Origin of the sequence: Paenibacillus chitinolyticus NBRC 15660, assembly GCF_000739915.1 — a bacterium.
Classification (GTDB): Bacteria; Bacillota; Bacilli; order Paenibacillales; family NBRC-103111; genus Paenibacillus_F; species Paenibacillus_F chitinolyticus.
This window is the reverse complement of record NZ_BBJT01000006.1, coordinates 347,210-369,327: the sequence shown is the minus strand read 5'-3', so window position 1 is coordinate 369,327 and position 22,118 is coordinate 347,210. Positions and strand designations below refer to the sequence as shown.

Genomic DNA, 22,118 nt, shown 5'->3' with positions numbered 1-22,118 from the left:
TATGCGGCCTTCGGTTAAAAGAGGCGCTAAAAGCGGAAACCGGGAAGGGGAAACTGCCCGGGTCATGTTACAAGGCTTGCGCGGGCCCGGAACAAAATCTTAGAGGGTAGAACAAGCCGCCGTTCGAATCCGGAACAACCCGAAACCCGCAGCAAGCCGTGGCCCGGGACTAATGCAACCCGCAACAAGCCGGCGGGTTTGCTACTCCTGCTCTTTCTGGATTTTAGCGGGATTGTTGATTTTGTAAGGCACGGGATAGCGCGTCAGCTTCTTGGCCACGATCTTGGCTTCGAACGTGATTGTATCGCCGACTTCGAGCTCCAGCTTTTTCAGCGTCGCGCTATGGCTGGACCAGGCAGTGCCGATATCCGTTTCCGGCTCCACAATGGCCACATTTTCGTAAATGATGACCTCATCGTCGTTATCGGAAAAATGATTGGGAACCGTCGTGAAATCCTGCACCTTAGCGGTCATCTTCACTTTCCCTTCCGGAAGCTGAAGCTTGGGCGCTTTTTCTTTCTTGGCCTTCGCTTTAGGCGCATCGACGGCTTCGGATGCGGCGGCGGGCCTGTCGGGATCGGCCGGAGCGGCTTGCCCGGCTGCGCTCTCCGTCTGTGGCGCCGGCACGGGCTCTGCGGTAGGCTGCGCTTGCTGCACGGCACCTGCCGAAGTCTCGACGGCCTCATCCGCCGCGGTTTCCACGTTCCCGGCCGGCTCGTTCTCTTCCGAAGCATCGGCTTCGGGGGCGGCTTCGCCTGAGGACCACTGCCTCTGTCCGTAATTCGCCGCCTGCATTTCCTTCAAATAGGAAGGATGGATGCAGTGCTGCTGCTTGTTGTCGAGCTCGATGACAGCGGTCATTTTGTCAGTGTACCCGACGATGGTGCAGGGAACGTTCAGTCCGTTTCCCTTATAAAAAAAGGCTTTGGTCTTGATTGCCTTACCGGACAGCAGGCCCCATTCCTTGCATTGTTCAATCTGCTCCGCCTCGTCTTCGAAGGCGTGGTAGATGCCGGGCTGAATCGTAAACGCGTATACCATCGCTTCTCCGCCTTTCTGTTTATCCCGTTTATTTTAACACTTTTCCGCCTTTATTTTCACCGTTTTCAGGGAAGGTGAGCACGAACGTCGAACCGGCGCCCTCACGGCTCCGGACGGAGATCGTACCGCCGTGGGCTTCGACGATCGACTTCGTGATCGACAGTCCGAGTCCGGCTCCGCCGTGTTTGCGGGTTCTGGAGGAATCGCTGCGGTAAAAGCGCTCGAACACATGTGCCGCGTGTTCTTCGGGGATGCCCGGACCGTTGTCCTTGACCTTCAGCGAGATTCCGTCCCTGTCCGCGGATAAAATGACCGTGATGACGCCGGTTTCCGGGTCCGTATGCTGGACCGCGTTATGAAACAGATTCAGGATCACCTGTTTCATTTTGTCCGGGTCGAAGGTTCCGCGTACGCCTGCGGTCAGGTCGATATGAACCGTGCGGGTGCCCGCCAGCATCCGGAGATGGGGCTCCATCTCCAGAAGAAGCCGGTCCAGCCGCGTATCCGAGAGCTGAAGCTGGGGAGCGCGGTCGAGCTTGGCCAGCGTAAGCAGGTCCTCGACCAGCTTCTTGATGCGGGTCGATTCGCCGTGCATGCTCGTCAAAGCGGCATAGAGCTGCTTCGGATTGTCCGCCGCCCCGCGGAGCAGCACTTCGAGAAAGCCGTGGATCGAAGTCAGCGGCGTGCGCAGCTCGTGGGAGGCGTCGGCGATGAAGCGCCGCATCTGTTCTTTCGCATCGCGTTCCGCGATGAAAGAAGTCTCCAGGCGCTGGAGCATGCCGTTGAACGATTTCGCGAGGGAGTCGATCTCCAGTTGGCCCTGCGTCTCGGGAAATCGTTCATTCAGGTTGCCGGCGTCGGTCTGTTCGACGGCTTCGACCATTTTGTTCAGCGGCTGGAGCGTACGGCGCATCACGGGAATGTTCAGCGCGAGGCCGCCCGCCAGGGCAAGCACGACGAGTGCCCCGTAAATCCAGAGCTGCTGCAGCACGACGGCCTGCAGTTGGGCCGTGCCCGTTCCCATCTGGATAATACCGCCGAAGCTGCCCGACCGTTCCGCCGGCCGGAAGACGACAAGCTGCTCGGTTCCCGCGGCATCCTGCACGATTTTATAGGAAGCGGGCCGCCGGGGGGCCATCTTCTCGCGGACGGCGGTGTATTCCACGGCCGGCAGCTGCGGGGAGATCATCCCGCTTTCTTTCGTCAAATCCGTGAAGGTTCCGTCGGGAGCGATATACGCAAGAGACGTATCCGGAAGGAACAGCACCGGACCTCGCGGGCGCTCCATTCCAGGCTGGACTTCTTCCTCCTCTTTGCTTTTGCCGTGCCTTTCCGGAAGCAGGGACGAGCGGTCCAGCAGGTCGCGGGGCAGTCCGTTCAGCTGGATGGACATCGTCTCGGCCCTGTTGCGGTACAGGAAATTTTTCATCCATATCGATTGAAGAGCGCCGACCAGGACAAGAAGCGCGGCCAAAATATAGAGCGATCGCGACAACAACTGGAACTGAAGGGAGCGGGGGGCCAGCAGGCGGGCGGCGCGGGTCAGAGTCCGGCCTTGTTTCATGACCAGTCCAGCCGGTATCCGGCACCCCGGAGCGTACGGATTAACCGGTGCTCCTTGTCTCCCAGCTTGTCCCTCAGAGAGCGGATATACACTTCCACGATGTTTTCTTCTCCGCCGAAGTCATACCCCCACACCTTTTCCAAAATCTTCGTTTTGCTGAGCACGATGCCGTGGTTAACGACGAGAAACTTCAGAAGCTCGTATTCCGTCGGCGAAAGCTCCAGCGATCTCTCCCCGAAAATAATTTCCTTTCTCGGGTCGTCGATCCGGAAAGGGCCGATGGCGATTTCCCGGAAAACGCCGGGAAACTGGTTGCGCAGCCTGGCCTCGATCCGGGCGAGAAGCTCCTCGAAGCTGAACGGTTTTACGAGGTAATCGTCCGCGCCTATGGTCAGTCCCTTGACGCGGTCCTCGACCTCGTCCTTGGCGGTCAGCATGATGACGGCGATGTTGCTGCCGTTCTTCTTTAGCAGACGGCACACTTCGAAGCCGTCCATGCCGGGCATCATAACGTCCAGAATCACGACATGCGGCTGAAATTCCCGGACCAGATTAATGGCGCTCATGCCGTCCAAAGCCGTTCTAATTTCAAAGCCTTCATTCACGAGGCCGAATTCGAGAAATTGCAAAATGTGCGGCTCGTCATCGACAAGCAGAATGCGGATGTCTTTTACATTTTTCATGGGGATCACCTCTTGGGGTCTTCTTTCTATTATCTATACACGGATTATCCGTCACGAAACTGAATGGAAACTGAACGCAGCCTGAGCTTCCGCTTAATCATATGGGCTTCCTGCCGGGCTTTCAGCAAACATTCAGCCAGCCTTCAAGAAGGGTTCAGGCACACGCCGCACAATACAAGCATACCCGGCGACGAGCCGGAAGCGCGGCAAAAGGCTTTCGATCTATCATTTGGCCGGCACAGGCCGACAGCGGGGCATGGCGCTTTTATTTCTTTTTCGATGGTAACGTTTTTGCCGGGGGATGTAAATTTCATTTTCGCAAGAGACAATTAAGGAGTGGAGAACCATGATAAGCAACAGACGATTCCGAGTCGATCTTCCGCTAGTTTTTATTTTACTGCTCGGCGTATTTCTGAACACCTACAACATTTGGCTCGATGCTTACGCCAATACGTACTACACGACGGCGGTAGCGAGCATGCTGCAAAACTTCCACAATTTTTTCTTCGGTTCCCTCGATTCGGCGGGTTCCGTAACCGTGGACAAACCGCCCGTCACGTTCTGGATTCAGACGGTGAGCGCCTATATTTTCGGCCTTCACGGCTGGAGCGTCATTTTGCCCCAGGCCCTTGCGGGCGTCGGGTCGATCCTGCTGATCTACCTGCTCGTTAAACCTTCCTTCGGAACGGCGGCGGCCAGAATATCGGCTCTCGTTATGGCGTGCACACCGGTTGCGGTGGCGGTAAGCCGGACCAACAACATTGATAGTATGCTTGTTTTTACCCTTTTACTCGGCACTTGGTTTCTGTTCAGAGCCATTAAACGAAACAGCGTCCTCAGTCTGCTTGGCGCATTTGCCCTCATCGGACTCGGTTTTAATATGAAAATGCTTCAGGCTTATATGATTTTGCCTGCCTTTGTTCTCTTCTACTTATTCGCGTTTAAAAGCACCTGGAAAAAGAAAGCCGGCGTACTGTCCGGCGCCATTGCCCTTATGCTGGTGATCTCCGTCTCCTGGGCGGTCATCGTGGATTCCATTCCGGCAAGCGAGCGGCCTTACATCGGCAGCAGCGAAACCAATTCCGTCCTGGAGCTGGCATTCGGCTATAACGGCGTTTCGCGCTTGACGGGCAATCAGGGCGGAGGCCCGGGCGGCGAACGCGGCGGTATGCCTGGCGGCGAGCGCCGCGGGGTGGACGGCCGGACCGGCGACGCCGTCGGCACGGCTCCGGGAACGGCGGGCACGGACAGCGGCAGCGCCGGAACAACCGGCGGTCAGAGTGCCGCGGGAGGCGCCGGTGACAACGGCACGCTGCCGGGCGTCGGCGGAGCCACCGGCGGCAGCGCGGCTGTGCCGGATGGAGCTAACGGCGGCGGAATGCCGGGCGTCCCGGGCGGGGACGGCCAAGGCCAGCCGCCCGGATTCGGCGGAGGCCCGGGAGGCGGCAGCGGCGGCATGTTCGGCACGGGCGAGAAAGGCCCGCTGCGCCTGTTCCAGTCGGCGTTGTCCGGACAGGCGAGCTGGATGATTCCTTTCGCGGCCCTGGCATCCGTCGCCCTGCTCGCCGGCCTGCGCCGGAATAACTTCACCCGGAAGCATAAAGAGAGCCTGTTCTGGCTCTCATGGCTTCTGCCCGGGATGGCTTTCTTCAGTGTGGCGGGCTTCTTCCACCACTACTATCTGATCATGCTGGTGCCTCCGATTGCCGCGCTTGCAGGTGCGGGCTGGTCCGAGATGTGGAGCGCGTACCGGAGCAAATCGGGGTGGCTTTCCTGGCTGCTTCCGGCAGCCGTGGCGGTGACGGCGGCATTTCAAGTGTTTATTATGGCGCCCTACAACGGCACAATCGGCAGCGGCTGGACCTATGGCGTCGGCCTGACCGGCGCGGCGGCGGCAATTGTGCTTATCGTCCTGAAATTCAGGATAACTCGCTTCTCCTATGCGGCGGCCGTTGCGGGGCTTCTCGTCCTGCTCATCGGACCGGCCTACTGGGCGGCGACCCCGATTACTTACGGACTCAACAGTATGATTCCGCAGGCGGGACCTTCCGGCGGCAGCGACCGCGGCGCAATGGGTCAATGGCCGGGGGGAGGCATGATGCCCGGCGGCGGCAGCGATGGAGCGGGCTCCGGCCCGCAGAACGGTGACGGCGCAAATCAGGGTGCGGGCCCGGGAACCCAGGAAGCCGGCAGCGGAGACGGCCCTGACGCTTCGACCGGAGGCGCCAGCATAGGCAGCGAAACGGACCGCAGCGCCGGAGGCTGGGGAGCGCCGGGTGCAATGGGCGGCGGCATGGGAGGCCGGAGCGTGAACGAAGCGCTTCTCGCTTACATGAAAGCTCATATCGGCAGCACGACGTACTTATTCGCGACATCCGATTATAATACCGCGGCGCCTTATATCATCGACAAAGGGGAAAAAGTCGTCACCCTCGGCGGATTCTCGGGCAACGATCCGGTTTACACGACGGCTCAGCTGGAGGACATGGTCAAAACCGGGAAATTAAAATATTTCCTGATTTCCGAAGGCGGAGGAGGCCGCGGCGGCAATGCGGAGCTGACTCAATGGCTCGCGCAGCACGGCAAGAAAATTTCGTCCGAAGAATGGCAGTCCGGGTCTGCTCAGACACAAACCGACACCGGTGCGGCAGCCGGGATGGACGGAGGCCGCATGGGTAGTATGACTTTATATGAAGTAACCATAGAGGATGGAGGGAACGCGTCATGACACCGAAGGTGAACTATTCCATTATCATTCCGATGTATAACGAGGAAGCGGTCATTCAGGAAACGTACAGACGTTTGAAAGTCGTGATGAGCGAAGCCTCCGAAACGTACGAGTTGATTTTTATCAATGACGGGAGCAGGGACCGGAGCGCCGAAATCATCAAGGAGTACGCCGCCTGGGACGAAACGGTGAAGCTGATCGACTTTTCCCGCAATTTCGGTCACCAGATCGCAATCACGGCCGGCATGGACTATGCTTCCGGAGATGCGGTTATCATTATAGACGCCGATTTGCAGGACCCGCCGGAGCTCATTTTGCAGATGATCGGGAAGTGGAAGGAAGGCTATGAGGTCGTCTATGCGAAGCGGGTGAAGCGGAGCGGAGAAACCTTTTTCAAAAAATGGTCCGCCAGTTTGTTCTACCGCGTGCTGCGAGCCTCGACGGATATTCATATTCCCGTGGACACGGGAGATTTCCGGCTGATGGACCGGAAGGTTTGCGACGAGATGAAGAAGCTTCCCGAGAACAACCGCTTTGTCCGTGGGCTGGTCAGTTGGGTAGGCTTCCGACAGACGGCGATCGAGTATGAACGGGACGAACGCCTTGCGGGTGAGACGAAGTATCCGCTCAAAAGGATGATTAAGCTCAGCCTGGACGGCATCACGTCCTTCTCTTACAAGCCTCTGAAGCTAGCCGGATATCTTGGGGTTCTGCTTTCGGGTTCGGGATTTCTCTATCTTCTCTATGTCGTTTACCTCGCCTTGTTTACGGACGCGACGTTAAAGGGCTGGCCGTCGGTCGTCGGCATCATGCTCATTTTCAACGGATTTGTGCTGCTTATGCTGGGTATTCTGGGCGAATATATCGGCCGTATTTACGATGAAACGAAAGGAAGACCGCTCTATATCGTTAGGGAATGCCACGGTCTCCAAAAGCAGGAAGGGCCGATGCCCAAAAGGCTGGCCCGTTATGAGTAACTCTAGGGACCTCAGTAACCAGGGCGGCCCGGGCGGACTGAGCAGTCCGGACAGATTGGGCAGCCGGAGTAACCGTCTCCTGCCGCTCGTGAAATTCGGGCTGGTCGGTCTGTTGAACACCGGTGTCGATTTCGCAGCCTTCCTGCTCTTGACGGAAGCGGGCGTGTCCTATTTAACGGCACAAGTTATCGCTTTCCTGCTCGGGGTGCTGAACAGCTATTTTCTCAACCGGAGCTGGACTTTCCGCAGCCGGACGGGGCGAGGCACCCGGGAAATCGCAAGATTTTTCCTGATTAATCTGATTTCGCTTGCCGTATCGACGGTTCTGCTCCAGTGGGCGCACAGCGGACTGGGCTGGCCGCTCGTAACGGGCAAACTGGCGGCAACATTTGCCAGCTCATGGATCAACTATGCGGGGAGCCGATACTGGGTTTTCCGCTTACCAACACCTACAGGGAGTGAAAAGTCATGACGATCAAAAAAGCGGTTATCCCGGCAGCGGGGCTGGGTACGCGTTTTCTGCCCGCGACCAAAGCGCAGCCCAAGGAAATGCTGCCGATTGTCGATAAACCGGCTATCCAATATATCGTGGAAGAGGCGGTCCGGTCGGGGATCGAAAGCATTATCATCGTAACCGGGCGCAACAAGAAGTCTATCGAGGATCACTTCGACCGGTCGGTTGAACTTGAGCAGACTTTGAGCGAGAAAGGCAAAATGAAGCTGCTGCAAGAAGTGCAGGCGATCAGCGAGATGGCCAAGATCCATTTTATCCGCCAGAAGGAGCCGCTCGGACTCGGACATGCCATTCTGTGCGCGAAGCAGTTTATCGGCAGCGAGCCTTTCGCCGTCCTGCTCGGGGACGATATCATGGTCTCCGATCCGCCCGCACTCCGGCAGATGATCCACCTCTATGAGGAGACGGGCCGGCAGGTGATCGGGGTCAAGCCCGTACCGGACTCCGAGGTGGACAAATACGGCATCATCGACTCGGCCGGAGGGAGGAACCGGATTCACCGCGTAGCGGGACTGGTGGAGAAGCCGTCTCTCGGCAGCGCCCCTTCCAATGTGGCCGTCATGGGCCGGTATGTTCTGGAGCCGACTATTTTCCCCATACTGGAAAATATCGAAAAAGGAGCCAGTGGCGAATACCAGCTGACGGATGCGCTGCATGAAATCGCCAAACGCGAGGAGCTGCTCGCCCTGGAACTGGCCGGAAACCGCTACGATATCGGGGATAAGCTCGGCTATCTCAAGGCGGTGCTGGAAATCGGGCTGAAACGTGAGGAGCTGGCCTCACAGCTTCTTCCCTACCTGAAAAATCTCGTGTACCAGCAGGAAGCCGAGGCTTGGAAGCTCCAACGCGAGCGGCGGAGGGCGTAGGAAGGCCGGACGGGATGGGATGGGCACAAAATATAGAGAGATATGACGATGAAAAAGGCGACAAAGAATTAACGGGTACGGGAGACATGAACCATGAAAAAAATAACCTTCATAAAATTAGCGCTCGATATCGTCATGGCGCTTACGCTGGTCTTATTGTTTAATAAGAGAGTTTTAGGCGGACTGACGTTTCACGAGATAGCGGGGCTGGCGATTTCATTCGCCTTTCTGACCCATATTCTACTGAACCTGCAGTGGGTGAAGAAAGTAACCCTGCGCATCATGGACCGTAACTTGCCGGGAAAAACGCGCTTCGGCTATCTGCTCAATGTTCTGCTGCTTGTCACGATGACCTTCATCATCGTAAGCGGCATTCTGATATCCGAAGTCGTATTCCGGGGAATACACCTCGGCGAGGAGCGCTGGTTCAAAATGGCGCATATCAGCATTTCTTACTTCGTGCTGGTTCTGATCGGCGTCCACGTGGGAATGCACTGGCAGTGGGTCATCCAGGTGACGGGCCGGATATTTCCCGAGAGATTTCGGGGAAAAGCTGGGGCTGCGGCGGCTAAAATCGCGGCTGCAGCCATTGTTGCATTCGGCGTCTATGAAATGTACACGACGAATTACTTGACTCGCCTGGAAGGAGTCGGCAGCGTGCTCGGCATCACGTCCGCTTCTTCACCGATGATGCAGGAGGGCGGCGGCCGGCGGCGGCCGGCAGCGGCCGCAGAGCACGTCCACCGGTGGGGACAGTCAGCCGCCCGGGGGTTTTGACGGGGAGCGGCAGCCTTCATCCACCGGGGCTGGTTCGGGAACCACCGGCGAATCGTCCGGCGAGGGACGGAGCTCCGGCGTGCAAGAGCGCGGGCCGGGAGCAGAGCGGGCGGCGGTTCCGGGCGGCTTTCACCCCGGGGAAGGAAGAGGGGGCGGAGGCTTCGCAAGCCCGAACCCGCTGGGAGTCATCGCCGTTTACTCGGCCATGATGGGCGTATTCGTCGCCATAACGTATTACGTGGAGAAGCGGGGCAGGAGAAGGAAGCACGCGAAAAGCGGAACGGCGCAATCTAAGCCGAAAGTGGTATGAACAGATATAGGACCGGAAGTCTTGAGGGGGGAACCTCGGGGCGGCCGGTTTTTTTTGTATGGCGGTGTGTTATTTTGTGTATCTGGATTTAAGATTTGTTTTCGACAAAATCTCCTAATGTTTAACCGAGGAATATTTTATATGATATTAGTAAGGGGTATATTGAGATTATTATGCATAAAAACACTCTAATATTCTTTGAATTATATGAAAAATGAGGTCAATCAATGGCGATTAAACATTTGGTACTGGAATTGTATTGCACGCAAACTTGGTCTGATGCCAACGGGACCGTAGCGCCTTCCTTTTGCAAAAATGGCATAGGAGAGCCGGGATATCACTGTTTCGATAACTGCTGCACGTACATGGCTTCTACTTGTGCCCCTCATGAAATTGCTTATGCAGGAGAATACGGGGAAGTACTTGATATGGATGCATGGATTGGATTTGGCGGTGAAATGATCCCGGCTGACGCAGATGAGGGCAGAATCTCAGAACTTAAAAAAACATGGGAAGAAGTTTGCCGGAGAAAAATTCAGGAAGCGTATGAGGAGTATTTAAAATTAATGGGGGACCAGCCTCCCGAATTTGGAGATAAAGGACAACTATGATAACGGTTTTCTTATTACAACATAGCTATGAATGGAATGAAAACGAAAACACGAAAATAATCGGTATCTACTCTTCCAAAGAGAAAGTCGAAGCTGTGATAGAGAAATATAAAGAATTGCCGGGTTTTAAGGAATTTCCGAATGATTTTTACATAGATGCTTATAGAGTCGATGAAAATGAGTGGACCGAAGGGTTTATGTTTGGCTTGATCTACGGAAATTAATCCGTATAAAAATGAACGTATTGGACTCCTCAATGAATGACAGCCTACGCATCTGATTTAAACTAAATGATCGTGAAAAAAGACGTCTAATAAAAAAGCCTTCCGCCCTTTTAGAGGGCGGAAAGGCTTTTTTATTAGACGTTTACTGTTTTGGCGGAAATTCCCCGCTCAAACAAATAATAAAATTCATCGCAAGATAAGGCTGCATGTTGTTATGCGGCTGGCTGCCGCCGGTAACGGAAAGATTGAGCGGATTCATTGGTACATTCGGAGTGGGATCGTATAGATTCCGCTGCGTTTCCCGGCCGGGCCGGCCTTCGGGCGGAGATTGCGCCCAGAAATTCCCCGTCGGGTTTGTATCGCTGCCTGGGGCATTCACCGATTGGGGAATGTGAGTATGCGAAGGGATTTCCGTCGTAAGCAGAGTCACGGCAGGCGAGCCGACCGACTGACCGACAACGCGCGGAGTCAGTCCCTGCCCGGCGCCTTGGTGCATCGGAGCTTTGCCCATTAAATTCGGCAGGGCGAATGTGGTTTTGCCGTCTCCGCCGTATTGGACACCCAAGATGGCGAAAAGAGCGCTGTTTTGGGAAACCGGCATGAGCTGCCCGTTGCAGAGCGCCCAGCCTCTCGGTGCAAAATTACCTGCAAATATGCGGATTTCTCCTAGGTAAGCGTCAGCCATAAAATAGTGCTCCTCTCTTTAGTTCCTCGAAGGATAAATGCCGACTAGGGCGATGGCGAAGTTAGCGACCAGATACGGCTGCATGTTGCTGTGCGGTTGACTTTGTCCGGCGATGGACAGGGCGCCTGCGTTCATCGAAACGGCAGGAGTCGAAGGGGGTTCGTAAAGGGCCGTTTCATCGGCCCAAACGTTGGCTGCGGGAGCAAAGGTGGAACCGGGATTCCCCGAAGCGGACACTTGATGTGAATGAGCAGGCATCTCATTGATAGTAAGCGTATGAGCTGCTTCTCCTTCGGACTGACCCAAAGGGTTGGTGGTGCCTACGTGAATCGGGACACGGCCCCGAAGATCGGGAAGTTTAAAGTTTGTTTTACCGTCGCCTCCGTAAACGGTGCCGATCAGAGAGTAAAGAGCCTGGTTTCCGTTAATGGAAAGGGTTTGTCCCTCGCAAAAAGCCCAGCCGCGCGGAGCGTAGTTGTTGGCGAACAACCGGATTTCCCCCACAAATGGTTCGGACATAGTTAGTTCCTCCTTATATGATCAACTGTGTTTAAGGTTGCGGCGGGAAAACCCCGTAAAGAGAGATGATGAAAGTAATGACAGCCGATGGCATCATATTGTCGTGAGGTTGATTGCCGCCGACGGAGTAAAGGGTCTGCGGATTCATGGGCGTTGTCGTGCCGGAAGACGCATAGTTCTGGGTGATGGCGGTTGCCCAGGTGTTATTGGCCGGAGAGTTTTCCGTACCTAGATTTGCTGTCGCATAGGGGATATGGGTATGTTGAGGCAGCTGCGTCTGGTTCAGCGTCACGGTTTCCGTGCCGCCCTTCGATCCCCGGATGTACGTCTGATTCGGATGAACCGGGATGCGGCCCATTAAATCCGGCAGTCCGAACGTGGTTCGTCCGTCTCCTCCATAGGTCGTGCCAAGCAGAACAAATAGAGCTTCGTTCTCCGCAATGCTCAAAAGCTGGCCGTTGCACAGCGCCCATCCTTGCGGCGGGTAATTGCCTCCGAACATCCGTATTTCGCCTAAATAAGATTCACTCATGAGCGGTCACCTTCTTTACAAGTTTCGTGATTCCATTCCATAGCCAGATACATGTCGTTCTCTCCCGCGTTTTGAAAGCCTAGCCGTTCATACAGGGCCAGCGCTCTGCCGGTTCTAAGTACGGAAAGCCGGAGCGGAAGGTTTTGTTCACGTGCTTCTTCCATGAGGGTTTGAAGCAACTTTGTACCGAGTCCTTGATTTTGGAATTGCGGGAGGATGGTGATATCCACAATTCTTATACAGATGGGCGTCCGGTGGATCAGAATTCTTCCGGCCTGTTGATCGTCTTGGCAGACGATGTACGACTCCGCTTCGGGATACTGCTGCCGGTAAGAAGCGCTCTGGGCGCTGTACTGCATGTGAAGAAAAGTCCGCAGGGTTGCTTCGTCCCAGCCCCAAGCCCGCACTTCCGCCATCCTGGAGCTGCAGTAAAGCTCGAACAGAAACGGCTGGTCTTCCGGCTCGGATATTTTTTTTAACACAGGGGACCTCCCTCTTCAGGAGTTAAGAACTATTTTCCATTTCAGAATACCACAAGGTTTCTACAAAATATATACATTTTGTGACATGCAATAGGCTGTTTGTCTTTATTTTTTTGGTGAGTTTTTCTTTCATTTCTATTAAAATGAAATTAAGTCTCAAAATGAGGACTTGTATTCCGGCGATCTTATGGGGGGATGAAAATCAATTTCGCGTTTAAACAGCCAGACGGCATAGATTCAGTCATACCTTTATCAATCGAAATGGGAGGTTCACATGAAGGAGTTGGGCAAAACGGGATTGTGGGGCCGCTTTCTGCGGATAGCCCTGGTGTTCCTGCTTGTCGCCGGTACCGGCGGTGCGGGGAACTGGATAGGCACCGCGGAGGCGGCAGGCACATGGGATACGGTTCCTAACAATGCGGGAACGGATTTAAACCAGGTTGCTTACGGAAACGGAAAATGGGTGGCCGTCGGTAACATGGGTACGATTATGACGTCATCCGACGGGCTAAGCTGGAGCAAGACAACCATTGGCCTTCCGTCGGCGGTAGGAGTGAACTATGCCGGAAACCAGTGGATAGTGACGGGAGCGGGCGGTAAAATCGCGACCTCGCCCGATGCCATAACCTGGACGGTTCGCACGACGGGGGCATCCGCCAGTCTGAGTGCGGCTGCATATAACGGCACCGTATGGGTCATCGCGGGGTATAGCGGGGTGATTCTGAGCTCTCCGGACGGTATTGTTTGGACCCCCAGGACTTCGGGAACTGCGGCCAATTTTTACAGCGTTACGTATGGAGGCGGTTTGTTCGTTGCGGTTGGCGGTTCCGGCACGATACGAACTTCTCCCGACGGGATCACCTGGACGACGCGTTCGGGCAGCCCGGAAGACTTGATGGGCGTTAATTACGGAGCCGGCCAATTCGTTGCCGGCGGGTCAAATCAGAGGGTGCTTACTTCCTCCGACGGAATCACCTGGACGCCCAGAACGGTCTCCGTGGCCGGGATGAACTTATACGGCATTGCTTATGGCGCGAACAAGTTTGTGGCCGTAGGCGATACAGGAGGGGGACCCGGAACGATAGCCTCCTCTCCCGACGGCATTACATGGAGTCCGGAGAAAACGGGCGGCGATTTTTTAAACCATGTGGGTTTTGCTAACGGAAGGTTTATCGCCGTTGGGGGATCCGGCGCTATGCTGACGCAGTTTAACACGTTTTCTACAAACGCCAACCTGAGCAATTTAACATTAAGCACGGGGACGCTCAGCCCGGTGTTTGCGTCAGGAACAACAAGCGGCTATAAGGCCGATGTATCAAACGGCACGGCAAGTATTAATGTAACCCCGACGGTTGCAGATAGCACGGCAACGCTTAAAGTAAACGGCAGCGCGGTGGCCAGCGGCAGTCCTTCGCCCGTATCGCTGAACGTGGGTGCCAACACCATTACGATTGAGGTCACCGCACAGGACGGCACGACCAAGAAGACGTATACGGTCGAGGTAACGCGTGCGGCATCCACGAATGCGAATTTGAACAACTTAACGTTGAGCGCCGGAACACTCAGCCCGACCTTCGCCTCGGGCACGACGAGCTACACGGCCGGTGTGGCAAACAACGTGACGAGCGTCGACGTGACGTCGACACTTGCGGACGGTACGGCGACGGTTAAAGTGAACGGCAGCACGGTTACCAGTGGTAGTCCGTCGCCCGTATCGCTGAACGTGGGAGCCAACACCATCACCGTTCTGGTAACGGCGCAGGACGGCACGACACAGAAGACCTACACAGTCACGGTTACCCGTGCGGCACCTTTATCCACGAATGCGAATTTGAACAACTTAACGTTGAGCGCCGGAACGCTCAACCCATCGTTCGCTTCCGGTACGACGAGCTACACGGCCGGAGTGGCAAACAACGTGACGAGCGTCGACGTAACGCCGACCCTTGCGGACGGCACGGCGACCCTCAAGGTGAACGGCAGCACGGTTACAAGCGGCAATGCGTCGCCTGTATCGCTGAATGTGGGAGCCAACACCATCACTGTATTGGTAACGGCGCAGGACGGGACGACACAGAAGACCTACACGATCACGGTTACCCGTGCAGCACCTTTATCCACGAATGCGAATTTGAACAACTTAACGCTCAGCACGGGAACGCTTAACCCGGCTTTCGCTTCCGGTACGACGAGCTACACGGCCGGTGTGGCAAACAACGTGAGCAGCATCAACGTAACGCCGACGGTCGCGGACGGCACGGCGACGGTTAAAGTGAACGGCAGCACGGTTACCAGCGGCAGCCCGTCATCTGTACCGCTTAATGTGGGCGCCAACCTCATCAACGTTGTGGTAACGGCGCAGGACGGGACGACACAGAAGACCTACACGCTCACGGTTACGCGAGCGGCATCCAACAATGCCGACTTGAACGGCTTAACGTTAAGCGCCGGCACGCTCAACCCGTCTTTCGCCTCCGGCACGACGAGCTACACGGCCAGTGTGGTGGACAGCGTAACGAGCGTCGACGTAACGCCGACCCTTGCGGACGGCACGGCGACGGTTAAAGTGAACGGCAGTACGGTTACCAGCGGCAGCCCGTCATCTGTACCGCTGAACGTGGGAGCCAACACCATCACCGTTCTGGTAACGGCGCAGGACGGCACGACACAGAAGTCCTACACGGTCACGGTTACCCGAGCGGTACCGTTATCCGGCAATGCCGATTTAAGTAACTTGGTCCTGACCGGAACCGCCTTAAATCCCGGATTTGCCCCCGGTACGATTACGTACACGTCCAGTGTGGCTCATGGAGTCACTGCTCTTGACGTAACGCCTACAGTGGCGGACAGCCATGCTGCGGTTACAGTCAACGGCCAAGCTGTCACGAGTGGGAGTGCATCTTCCGTACCGCTGAATGTCGGACCTAACACGGTTACGGTTCTCGTTACGGCAGAGAATGGTGCGACGAAGACCTACACGGTCACAGTAACTAGGGCGGCGGGCTCCAATAACGCCGATCTGAGCGGAATCACGCTAAGCGGAGGCGCAGCGCTCAGCCCAGTTTTTGCACCGGGAACGACCCTTTATACGGTAAATGTTCCGAACAGTGTCTTCGGGCTGGACGTAACGCCGTCGGTAGCGGACGGCACGGCGACGCTTAAAGTCAACGGCACGGCAGCGGCAAGCGGCACTCCGGTTCCCGTCTCGTTGAACGTGGGCAACAATACGGTTACGCTGCTCGTCACCGCGCAGGACGGTACGCCCAAAACGTATACGCTGACGATCACCCGGGCGCCTTCAAGCAACGCGCTGTTAAGCAGCTTAACGCTGAGCGCAGGCACGTTGACACCGGTTTTCGATTCCGGCACAACGAGCTATACGGCTCAGGTAGCGACTGGCGTATCGAGCATTGATGTAACGCCGGTAGTCGCGGACGGCACGGCAACATTGACCATGAACGGTCATGCGGCGACAAGCGGCACGGCGGTTCCGGTGTCGCTCAACGTCGGCGACAACACGATTACCGTTGTAGTGACGGCTCAGGACGGAACAACGAGCGAAACGTACACGGTAACGGTCAATCGCGCGGCTCCGCTATCGGGGAATGCGGACTTAAGCTCGCTCTCCTTAAGCGCCGGAACGCTCAACCCTGCATTCGCACCGGGAACTACGGCCTATACGGTAAATGTGGCCAACTCCGTGAACACGGTTGACGTTACACCTGCGACAGCGGACAGCACGGCTTTCGTCAAGGTGGACGGAAAATCCGTGACGAGCGGAACCGCTTCTGCCGTCTCGTTGAACGTAGGTTCCAATACGGTAGAAGTACAGGTGACGGCGCAGAACGGGAGCGTCAAAACATACACGTTGACGATCACCCGGGCCGCATCCGGAAACGCGGATTTAAGCGGCATCTCGCTCAGCGAGGGAACGCTGACGCCTCTGTTTGGTCCGGCACAGCTTAGCTACACGGCGGCTGTACCGAACGCTTCGACCGGAATTGATGTAACGGCCGTGACGGCGGATGCGACCGCTTCAATCACCGTGAACGGAGACGCCGTAGTCAGCGGAACCCCTAAACCGGTAGCGCTGAATGTGGGCGATAACCCGATCACGATTGTCGTTAAAGCGGCGAACAACACGCTTAAAACGTATACCGTGACGGTCACACGCGCGGCTTCAAGCAACGCGGATCTCAGCGCTCTGACGCTGAGCAAGGGAACGCTGACGCCTGCCTTCTCCGCAGGAACGAAGCTGTACACGGCCACCGTGGCATCGGACGTGTACGATCTGGATCTGACCGCACAGCTTGCGGACCTTACTGCGACGATGACCATCGGCGGAAACCCTGCTTCGAGCGGCCAGATCGTCAACATCTCGCTAATCATGGGAGCCAATCCGGTCACGATCGTCGTGACGGCGCAGGACGGATCAACGAAGACCTATACGGTCACGATCAACCGGGAAGCTCCGCCTTCGAGCAACGCGCTGTTAAGCGGGCTGACGATCAGCCCCGGCACGCTCAGTCCGGTTTTTGCCGGAACCCAGACCAGTTACACCGCGGATGTCGCCCACGATATAACCGAGGTTACGGTAACGCCGGCGGCTGCCGATAGTACGGCAACGGTATCGGTTAACGGACACGTTCTGTCCGCGGGCGGCTCCGAAATCGTTCCGCTCCTGACGGGAGCGAACACGATAACCGTCCAAGTTACGGCGCAGGACGGAACGAAGAACAGCTACGTTATCATCGTCACCCGGGCTGTTCCTCCGTCCGGCAACGCGGACCTCAGCGGTCTGGCCGTAAGCGCGGGAACGCTGACTCCGGCATTTGCACCGGGCGTGACGGCATACGCGGCTTCCGTGAACCATTCCGTGTCGGAAGTTACTGTAACGCCGTCGCCTGCGGATCCTACCGCCACGGTAACTGTTAACGGAACGGCCGTTCCGGCCGGAAGCGGCCGTCAAATTGCGCTGAGCGTCGGCGCCAATCCGGTAACGATCGTCGTCACCGCACAGAACGGGACCACCAAAACCTATACCGTTACGTTTACGCGCGAAAGCAGCGGAGGCGGAGGTGGCGGTGGCTCAACAGAGCGCCCGATCGACGGACGTATCGAGGTCGTTTCCTCTTCGGGAGAGGTGCTTAACCAATCCATCACCAAGCTCATCGGAGATAACGTGAAGCTGGTTGCGGACATTTACAGCACCGACGGCGCCACGCTGTTCAAGCAAAATGTGAGCGTCGACGCCTCAGGAAAGTTCACGCTTTACTCGCTTTCCGCCGGAACTTATAAAATCGTTCTTTCCTTGACTGCTCCTAACGGCGAAAAGCTTGCCGGAGCGGCCGGAACGCTTGTCGTAAGCTCCGACACGGCGGTGTTCCGGACGCCTGAAATTAACCCCTTCGGTACGATCCGAGACTCGGAGACAGGCGCTGCGCTTGCGGGCGTTAAGGTGACCCTGTATTGGGCCGATACGGAAAAAAATCGTTCCGCCGGAAAAATCGCGGGAACGCCGGTTTCTTTGCCGGAGCTTGCGAAAATGATGCCGGGACAGAACAAGAATGCCCAAACCTCTTCGAGTGACGGCCGTTACGGCTGGCTCGTATATCCGGATGGGGCCTACTATCTGATCGCGGAAAAAGACGGGTATGAAACCTACGACAGCAGAAGCGACCGGGGCAGCGGAATCGTTGCAAAAGATTTTACTTCTTTAAAACTCGATATCGCTCTGAAACCTTCGGGGACGTACCACGAGCACAAGCCTTACATGGAAGGCTATCCAGACGGAACGTTCCAGCCGGGCAAAGGAATTTCGCGGGCGGAGCTGGCAGCCATACTGGCCAGACTTTTCGCAAATGAAACTTCCGCCGCCGCCCAAAATCCGTTTGCCGATGTACCGGCCACGCACTGGGCTTCCCAGTATGTGACGGCCGTGTTTGGAGGCAAGCTTATGGACGGTTACCCGGACGGCAAGTTTAATCCGGAACGCATTCTGACACGTGCCGAAATGGCCACGATTCTCGTGAAGCTGAAACAGCTTCCGGCCGTGCAGGGAACTTCTGCTTTCACGGACGTTCAAGGCCACTGGGCCGCCGAAAATATCCGGAAAGCGGAAAAGGCCGGTCTGCTGGCGGGATTCGAGGACGGCACGTTCAGACCGGACCAGGCGCTTACCCGGGCGCAGGCGGTCGTCATTTTCAACAAGCTGCTCGGCCGTCAGCCGGAAAGTGTGCCTGCGAGCATTCCGCAGGCATGGTCTGATGTTCCCGCCAGCTTCTGGGGATATAAGGACGTGACGGAAGCTTCCGTTTACCATGCATACAAGCACGTGAACGGACGGGAAATTTGGAAATAAAAACCCGAAAATAATAAACCTCAGCCGGACAAATCCTGAGGATTAACCGCATCTTATTTATAAGATGCGGCTTTTTTTTGCCGGTGAAGGTTGCCGGGTTTCTTCTAGGTTTCCGAACTTTTTGAGACGACTGAAGGTGATTGGGTGCAATTGGAGACATACATGCCGTGTGCATGTTTAATGACGGTGCGTTATCATATAGAATGGAGAGCAGAAGTTCAAACTAAAAGTAGGGGATTACCGGATGCAAAAGAAGATTTTGATCGTGGAAGACGATATCCATATATCCAACATCATTAAAATGAATCTCAACCTCGTGAACTATGCGACGGCAGAAGTCTACGACGGTATATCCGCGCTCGATGCGGTAAAACAAGACAAATTCGATCTCATCCTGCTGGATGTCATGATCCCTAAGCTGGACGGATTTGCGTTAATGGAAAAAATGAAGTCCTGCGGAATTCCGGTCATTTTTTTGACGGCAAGAAATTTGGTGTACGACAAAGTCAACGGACTGAGGCTGGGGGCGGACGACTACATGGTCAAACCGTTCGAAGCCATCGAGCTGTTGGCCCGGATCGAAACCGTGCTGCGCAGGTACGGCAAAGAAGAACGCGTGATAGCGTTTCAGAACCTCCAGGCAGATTTGAACAAAAGAGAAGTGACCCTGCAAGGAGAGCCCGTCGAGCTGACGCCGAAGGAGTACGACCTGCTGATCGTGCTGCTGAGAAATAAGAACATTGCCCTCTCCCGGGAACAATTCATTGATAAAATTTGGGGGAGCGACTATTACGGGGAAACCAGAACCGTTGATATGCATATCAAATCGCTGCGCAAGAAGCTTCACCTGCAGGATCACATTAAGACCATTTACAAAATCGGTTACCGGCTGGAGGATTAACCGATGAAATTTTGGCAGAAAATTTATTTGTTTTCGATTCTGGTCTTCGTCTTCATCTTCAATGCGGCATCTGTTATGGTCATCGAGCGGAGCCACGGGAAAATGCTGGATCAGGAAATCAACGGCGCGTTAAGTCAGAACATGAGCATTCATTCCAGCGTCGATGCGATTGTTCCGATTCTTCGTATTTACGATTCCATCGATTATGAGAAAACGGTACTAACGAACATGGCCAATGAATTTGTGGCGAAGAATAGCGACCAGCGCATTTATTTAGAGATTTTGGACGATACGAACCGGGTCATTTTCAGCAACAACGATTTCAAAATGCCGGAGCACCGCGAGGAACTGGACAAGCTGGCCATGGATGAAATCCATTATATTTTACGGGATATCGGCACTCGCACCCTGTTATTTACATCGAACCATACGGAAATCAATCACAAGAGCTATGTGTTCACCTACACGAAAGACGTGACTCCCTTATACCAGGATCGCATGGATCAATACGGTTTTTTCATCAAAGTGGACATCGCCGCCTGTTTGCTCTACATGCTCATTATGTTTTTCGTGAGCAGGGGATTGACCAAACCGATTGACCGCCTAAACCGGACGGCTCGGGTTATCGCACAGGGCGGCTTCTCGGAACGCGTCCGACTGAAATCGAAGGATGAAATCGGCGTTCTGGCACAAAATTTTAATGAGATGGCTTCGGCTGTCGAGGAAAAAATAAATGACCTGAAGCGGCATAATGAAGAAAAACAAAGGTTTATCGATAATTTTACCCATGAATTAAAAACGCCGTTGACGTCGATTATCGGGTATGCCAACTTCTTAAGGACTACCAAATACAATGAAGCGCTGTACGTGGACGGATTGAACGTTATTTATTCGGAAGGCAAACGTCTGGAGTCGCTTTCGATGAAGCTGATGGATCTGATTTTTCTTCAGGAGGATCATTTCCGCTTGGAGGAGCATGATCTGGGAACCGTCATTGCCGAAATAAAGCCTGCTTTGGCGATGATGGCCAAGGAACACCGGATAACGATCGTCACCGACTTGGAAGAGGGCAGGCTGTGGCTGGAAAAGGATTTGATTAAAATGTTGATTTTTAATCTGGTCGACAATGCGCTTAAAGCTTCCGCAGAACAACAAAGCATTACGATTCGGACTTACTGGCGGGGCAGCCGCTGCACGCTTGAAGTGATTGACCAAGGCATCGGGATTGCCGAAGAGCATCGGGACAAAATTTTCGAACCTTTCTATATGGCGGATAAAGCGAGAACGAGAAGCAGCAACGGAGCGGGTCTGGGCCTCTCGATTTGTCAAAGCATCGCAAGTATTCACCATGCCGTGATCGAAGTGAGCAGTCTGGAAAATCAGGGCACGACGATTAGGGTCACCTTCGACCGGACAAATCCGAAAGGCGGAATGAATCCATGAACAAGTTCATCGCGGTTGTCCTATGCGCGTCGTTCCTGGTTTTGACGACAGGGTGCGAAGGATTGTTCAACACGGTCAAGAAAGACACGGTCCTGGTAAAAAAGATTTCGCAAGAGCACAAAATGAGCGAAGTGAAATACGAAGGCGTTCTTGCTCAGGATACGGTGAAGACACTCAGCCTCAATGCGGTCAACAAAACCTACAACGAGAAGCTGAAGTTGGAAGAAGTCCGATTCGAACTGATGGCGGTGGACCGGAAGAAGCTTGAAGATCTGCTGAGCAAGACAGAGTACGGAGTCAGACCGATGCTGGAACGGAATCAGAAGGTAAAGATTGATTTCGAGACGGAATTGAATAAAGTCCCGGGGGGGTTATTTTATGTAACCCTGACCCGCGTAGCCGATCCCGATGAAGTGTATGAACTTGTTCTGAACGCGAGAGACGGCGAGGTGTTGAAAGTTTCCAGTGACATCTCAAGGCCGGCCCCTATTGAAAAGGAAGCGATCGTAATCCCGGACGGGAGGATCGAGACCGCTAACCGGTTTATTCAGGAAAAGGGAGCTTATGCCTTATCCGATCTGATTCCGGAAGAGAAAATAGTCCGGCAGGGCGTCGTTGGGGAAGTGTATTACAAGAACAAGGAAACTGAATCGTTAGCCTACAGTGTCAGGGTTAATCTCAGAACGAATCAAGTGATCGGATTCAGCAAGGACATCATGGCTATACTCGGTTATTTTTCGGGTTCATAGACTAGCACAAAAAAACCGGCTGCAAATGCAGCCGGCTTTTTTGTGCTGCCTTTTTTGTCTTTTTTACAAGTTCTATATAAGTCCATCTAACTTATCCTATAATCGCGTACTACACTGATGGAGTGCCACCCGGGAGTGTAGGAGAACGTCA

The 22,118-nt window shown here is 55.0% G+C and carries 19 protein-coding genes; 12 read left to right on the top strand and 7 right to left on the bottom strand.

The window, feature by feature from the left end; translation table 11 throughout:
• Positions 1–201: 201 nt before the first annotated feature.
• From PCH01S_RS17150 to PCH01S_RS17140, 3 genes are read right to left on the bottom strand one after another with little or no spacing between them, the layout of a single operon-like run.
• Positions 202–1,041, bottom strand: coding sequence for a hypothetical protein (locus PCH01S_RS17150; RefSeq protein ID WP_042231141.1), 840 nt, complete (start codon positions 1,039–1,041; stop codon positions 202–204).
• A gap of 28 nt (positions 1,042–1,069) precedes the next feature.
• Positions 1,070–2,605, bottom strand: coding sequence for a sensor histidine kinase (locus tag PCH01S_RS17145; protein ID WP_042231140.1), 1,536 nt, complete (start codon positions 2,603–2,605; stop codon positions 1,070–1,072).
• On the bottom strand, positions 2,602–3,288 hold the full coding sequence (locus PCH01S_RS17140) for a response regulator transcription factor (RefSeq protein WP_042231139.1): 687 nt from the start codon (positions 3,286–3,288) through the stop codon (positions 2,602–2,604). Before PCH01S_RS17140 ends, PCH01S_RS17145 begins: the two co-directional genes overlap by 4 nt.
• 346 nt (positions 3,289–3,634) lie before the next feature.
• Between PCH01S_RS17140 and PCH01S_RS17135 the strand changes: the two genes are divergently transcribed.
• The 8 genes from PCH01S_RS17135 (at position 3,635) to PCH01S_RS17105 (ending at position 10,295) form a co-directional block, all read left to right on the top strand.
• A complete protein-coding gene (locus PCH01S_RS17135) occupies positions 3,635–6,016 on the top strand; it encodes a glycosyltransferase family 39 protein (protein WP_042231138.1) in 2,382 nt (793 codons plus the stop codon).
• A complete protein-coding gene (locus PCH01S_RS17130) occupies positions 6,013–6,993 on the top strand; it encodes a glycosyltransferase family 2 protein (protein ID WP_042231137.1) in 981 nt (326 codons plus the stop codon). The genes PCH01S_RS17135 and PCH01S_RS17130 overlap by 4 nt, the downstream gene beginning before the upstream one ends.
• Complete coding sequence (locus tag PCH01S_RS17125) at positions 6,986–7,465, top strand: GtrA family protein (RefSeq protein ID WP_241688824.1); 480 nt, start codon at positions 6,986–6,988, stop codon at positions 7,463–7,465. Before PCH01S_RS17130 ends, PCH01S_RS17125 begins: the two co-directional genes overlap by 8 nt.
• Positions 7,462–8,373: a UTP--glucose-1-phosphate uridylyltransferase GalU gene (galU, locus tag PCH01S_RS17120; RefSeq protein ID WP_042231136.1), complete on the top strand. Its 912-nt coding sequence runs from the start codon at positions 7,462–7,464 to the stop codon at positions 8,371–8,373. The genes PCH01S_RS17125 and galU overlap by 4 nt, the downstream gene beginning before the upstream one ends.
• A gap of 93 nt (positions 8,374–8,466) precedes the next feature.
• Complete coding sequence (locus PCH01S_RS17115) at positions 8,467–9,150, top strand: DUF4405 domain-containing protein (RefSeq protein ID WP_241688825.1); 684 nt, start codon at positions 8,467–8,469, stop codon at positions 9,148–9,150.
• A 79-nt stretch (positions 9,151–9,229) separates the two neighbouring features.
• A complete protein-coding gene (locus PCH01S_RS31425; protein ID WP_241688826.1) occupies positions 9,230–9,460 on the top strand; it encodes a hypothetical protein in 231 nt (76 codons plus the stop codon).
• Positions 9,461–9,687: 227 nt separating this feature from the next.
• The gene (locus tag PCH01S_RS17110; protein ID WP_042231135.1) at positions 9,688–10,071 is read left to right on the top strand and encodes a hypothetical protein; all 384 of its coding nucleotides are present in this window, start codon (positions 9,688–9,690) and stop codon (positions 10,069–10,071) included.
• Positions 10,068–10,295 (top strand): DUF7336 domain-containing protein, encoded by a 228-nt coding sequence (locus tag PCH01S_RS17105; RefSeq protein WP_042231134.1) that lies wholly within the window; start codon positions 10,068–10,070, stop codon positions 10,293–10,295. The genes PCH01S_RS17110 and PCH01S_RS17105 overlap by 4 nt, the downstream gene beginning before the upstream one ends.
• Before the next feature lie 142 nt (positions 10,296–10,437).
• On the opposite strand, the gene PCH01S_RS17100 is transcribed toward PCH01S_RS17105, so the two are convergent.
• Genes PCH01S_RS17100 through PCH01S_RS17085 form a run of 4 tightly spaced genes read right to left on the bottom strand, consistent with a single transcriptional unit; the run spans position 10,438 to position 12,513 of the window.
• Positions 10,438–10,980 carry a phage tail protein gene (locus tag PCH01S_RS17100; RefSeq protein WP_042231133.1) on the bottom strand — a complete coding sequence of 181 codons (543 nt, stop codon included), beginning with the start codon at positions 10,978–10,980 and terminating at the stop codon, positions 10,438–10,440.
• 18 nt (positions 10,981–10,998) lie between these two features.
• Positions 10,999–11,499 (bottom strand): phage tail protein, encoded by a 501-nt coding sequence (locus PCH01S_RS17095; RefSeq protein WP_042231132.1) that lies wholly within the window; start codon positions 11,497–11,499, stop codon positions 10,999–11,001.
• 31 nt (positions 11,500–11,530) lie between these two features.
• Positions 11,531–12,031, bottom strand: a complete 501-nt coding sequence (locus PCH01S_RS17090; protein WP_042231130.1) for a phage tail protein — start codon at positions 12,029–12,031, stop codon at positions 11,531–11,533.
• Positions 12,028–12,513, bottom strand: a complete 486-nt coding sequence (locus PCH01S_RS17085; RefSeq protein ID WP_042231128.1) for a GNAT family N-acetyltransferase — start codon at positions 12,511–12,513, stop codon at positions 12,028–12,030. Before PCH01S_RS17085 ends, PCH01S_RS17090 begins: the two co-directional genes overlap by 4 nt.
• 274 nt (positions 12,514–12,787) lie before the next feature.
• On the opposite strand from PCH01S_RS17085, the gene PCH01S_RS29355 reads away from it, so the two are divergent.
• The 4 genes from PCH01S_RS29355 to PCH01S_RS17060 all read left to right on the top strand — a co-directional run bounded on the left by PCH01S_RS29355 (position 12,788) and on the right by PCH01S_RS17060 (position 21,967).
• The gene (locus PCH01S_RS29355) at positions 12,788–18,874 is read left to right on the top strand and encodes a cadherin-like beta sandwich domain-containing protein (RefSeq protein WP_053228740.1); all 6,087 of its coding nucleotides are present in this window, start codon (positions 12,788–12,790) and stop codon (positions 18,872–18,874) included.
• Positions 18,875–19,118: 244 nt separating this feature from the next.
• A complete protein-coding gene (locus tag PCH01S_RS17070; RefSeq protein WP_042231126.1) occupies positions 19,119–19,775 on the top strand; it encodes a response regulator transcription factor in 657 nt (218 codons plus the stop codon).
• Between the two features lie 3 nt (positions 19,776–19,778).
• Positions 19,779–21,218 (top strand): sensor histidine kinase, encoded by a 1,440-nt coding sequence (locus PCH01S_RS17065; RefSeq protein WP_042231124.1) that lies wholly within the window; start codon positions 19,779–19,781, stop codon positions 21,216–21,218.
• Entirely contained in the window at positions 21,215–21,967 is a 753-nt protein-coding gene (locus PCH01S_RS17060) for a hypothetical protein (protein ID WP_042231122.1), read from the top strand. Before PCH01S_RS17065 ends, PCH01S_RS17060 begins: the two co-directional genes overlap by 4 nt.
• The last annotated feature ends 151 nt before the right edge of the window (positions 21,968–22,118 follow it).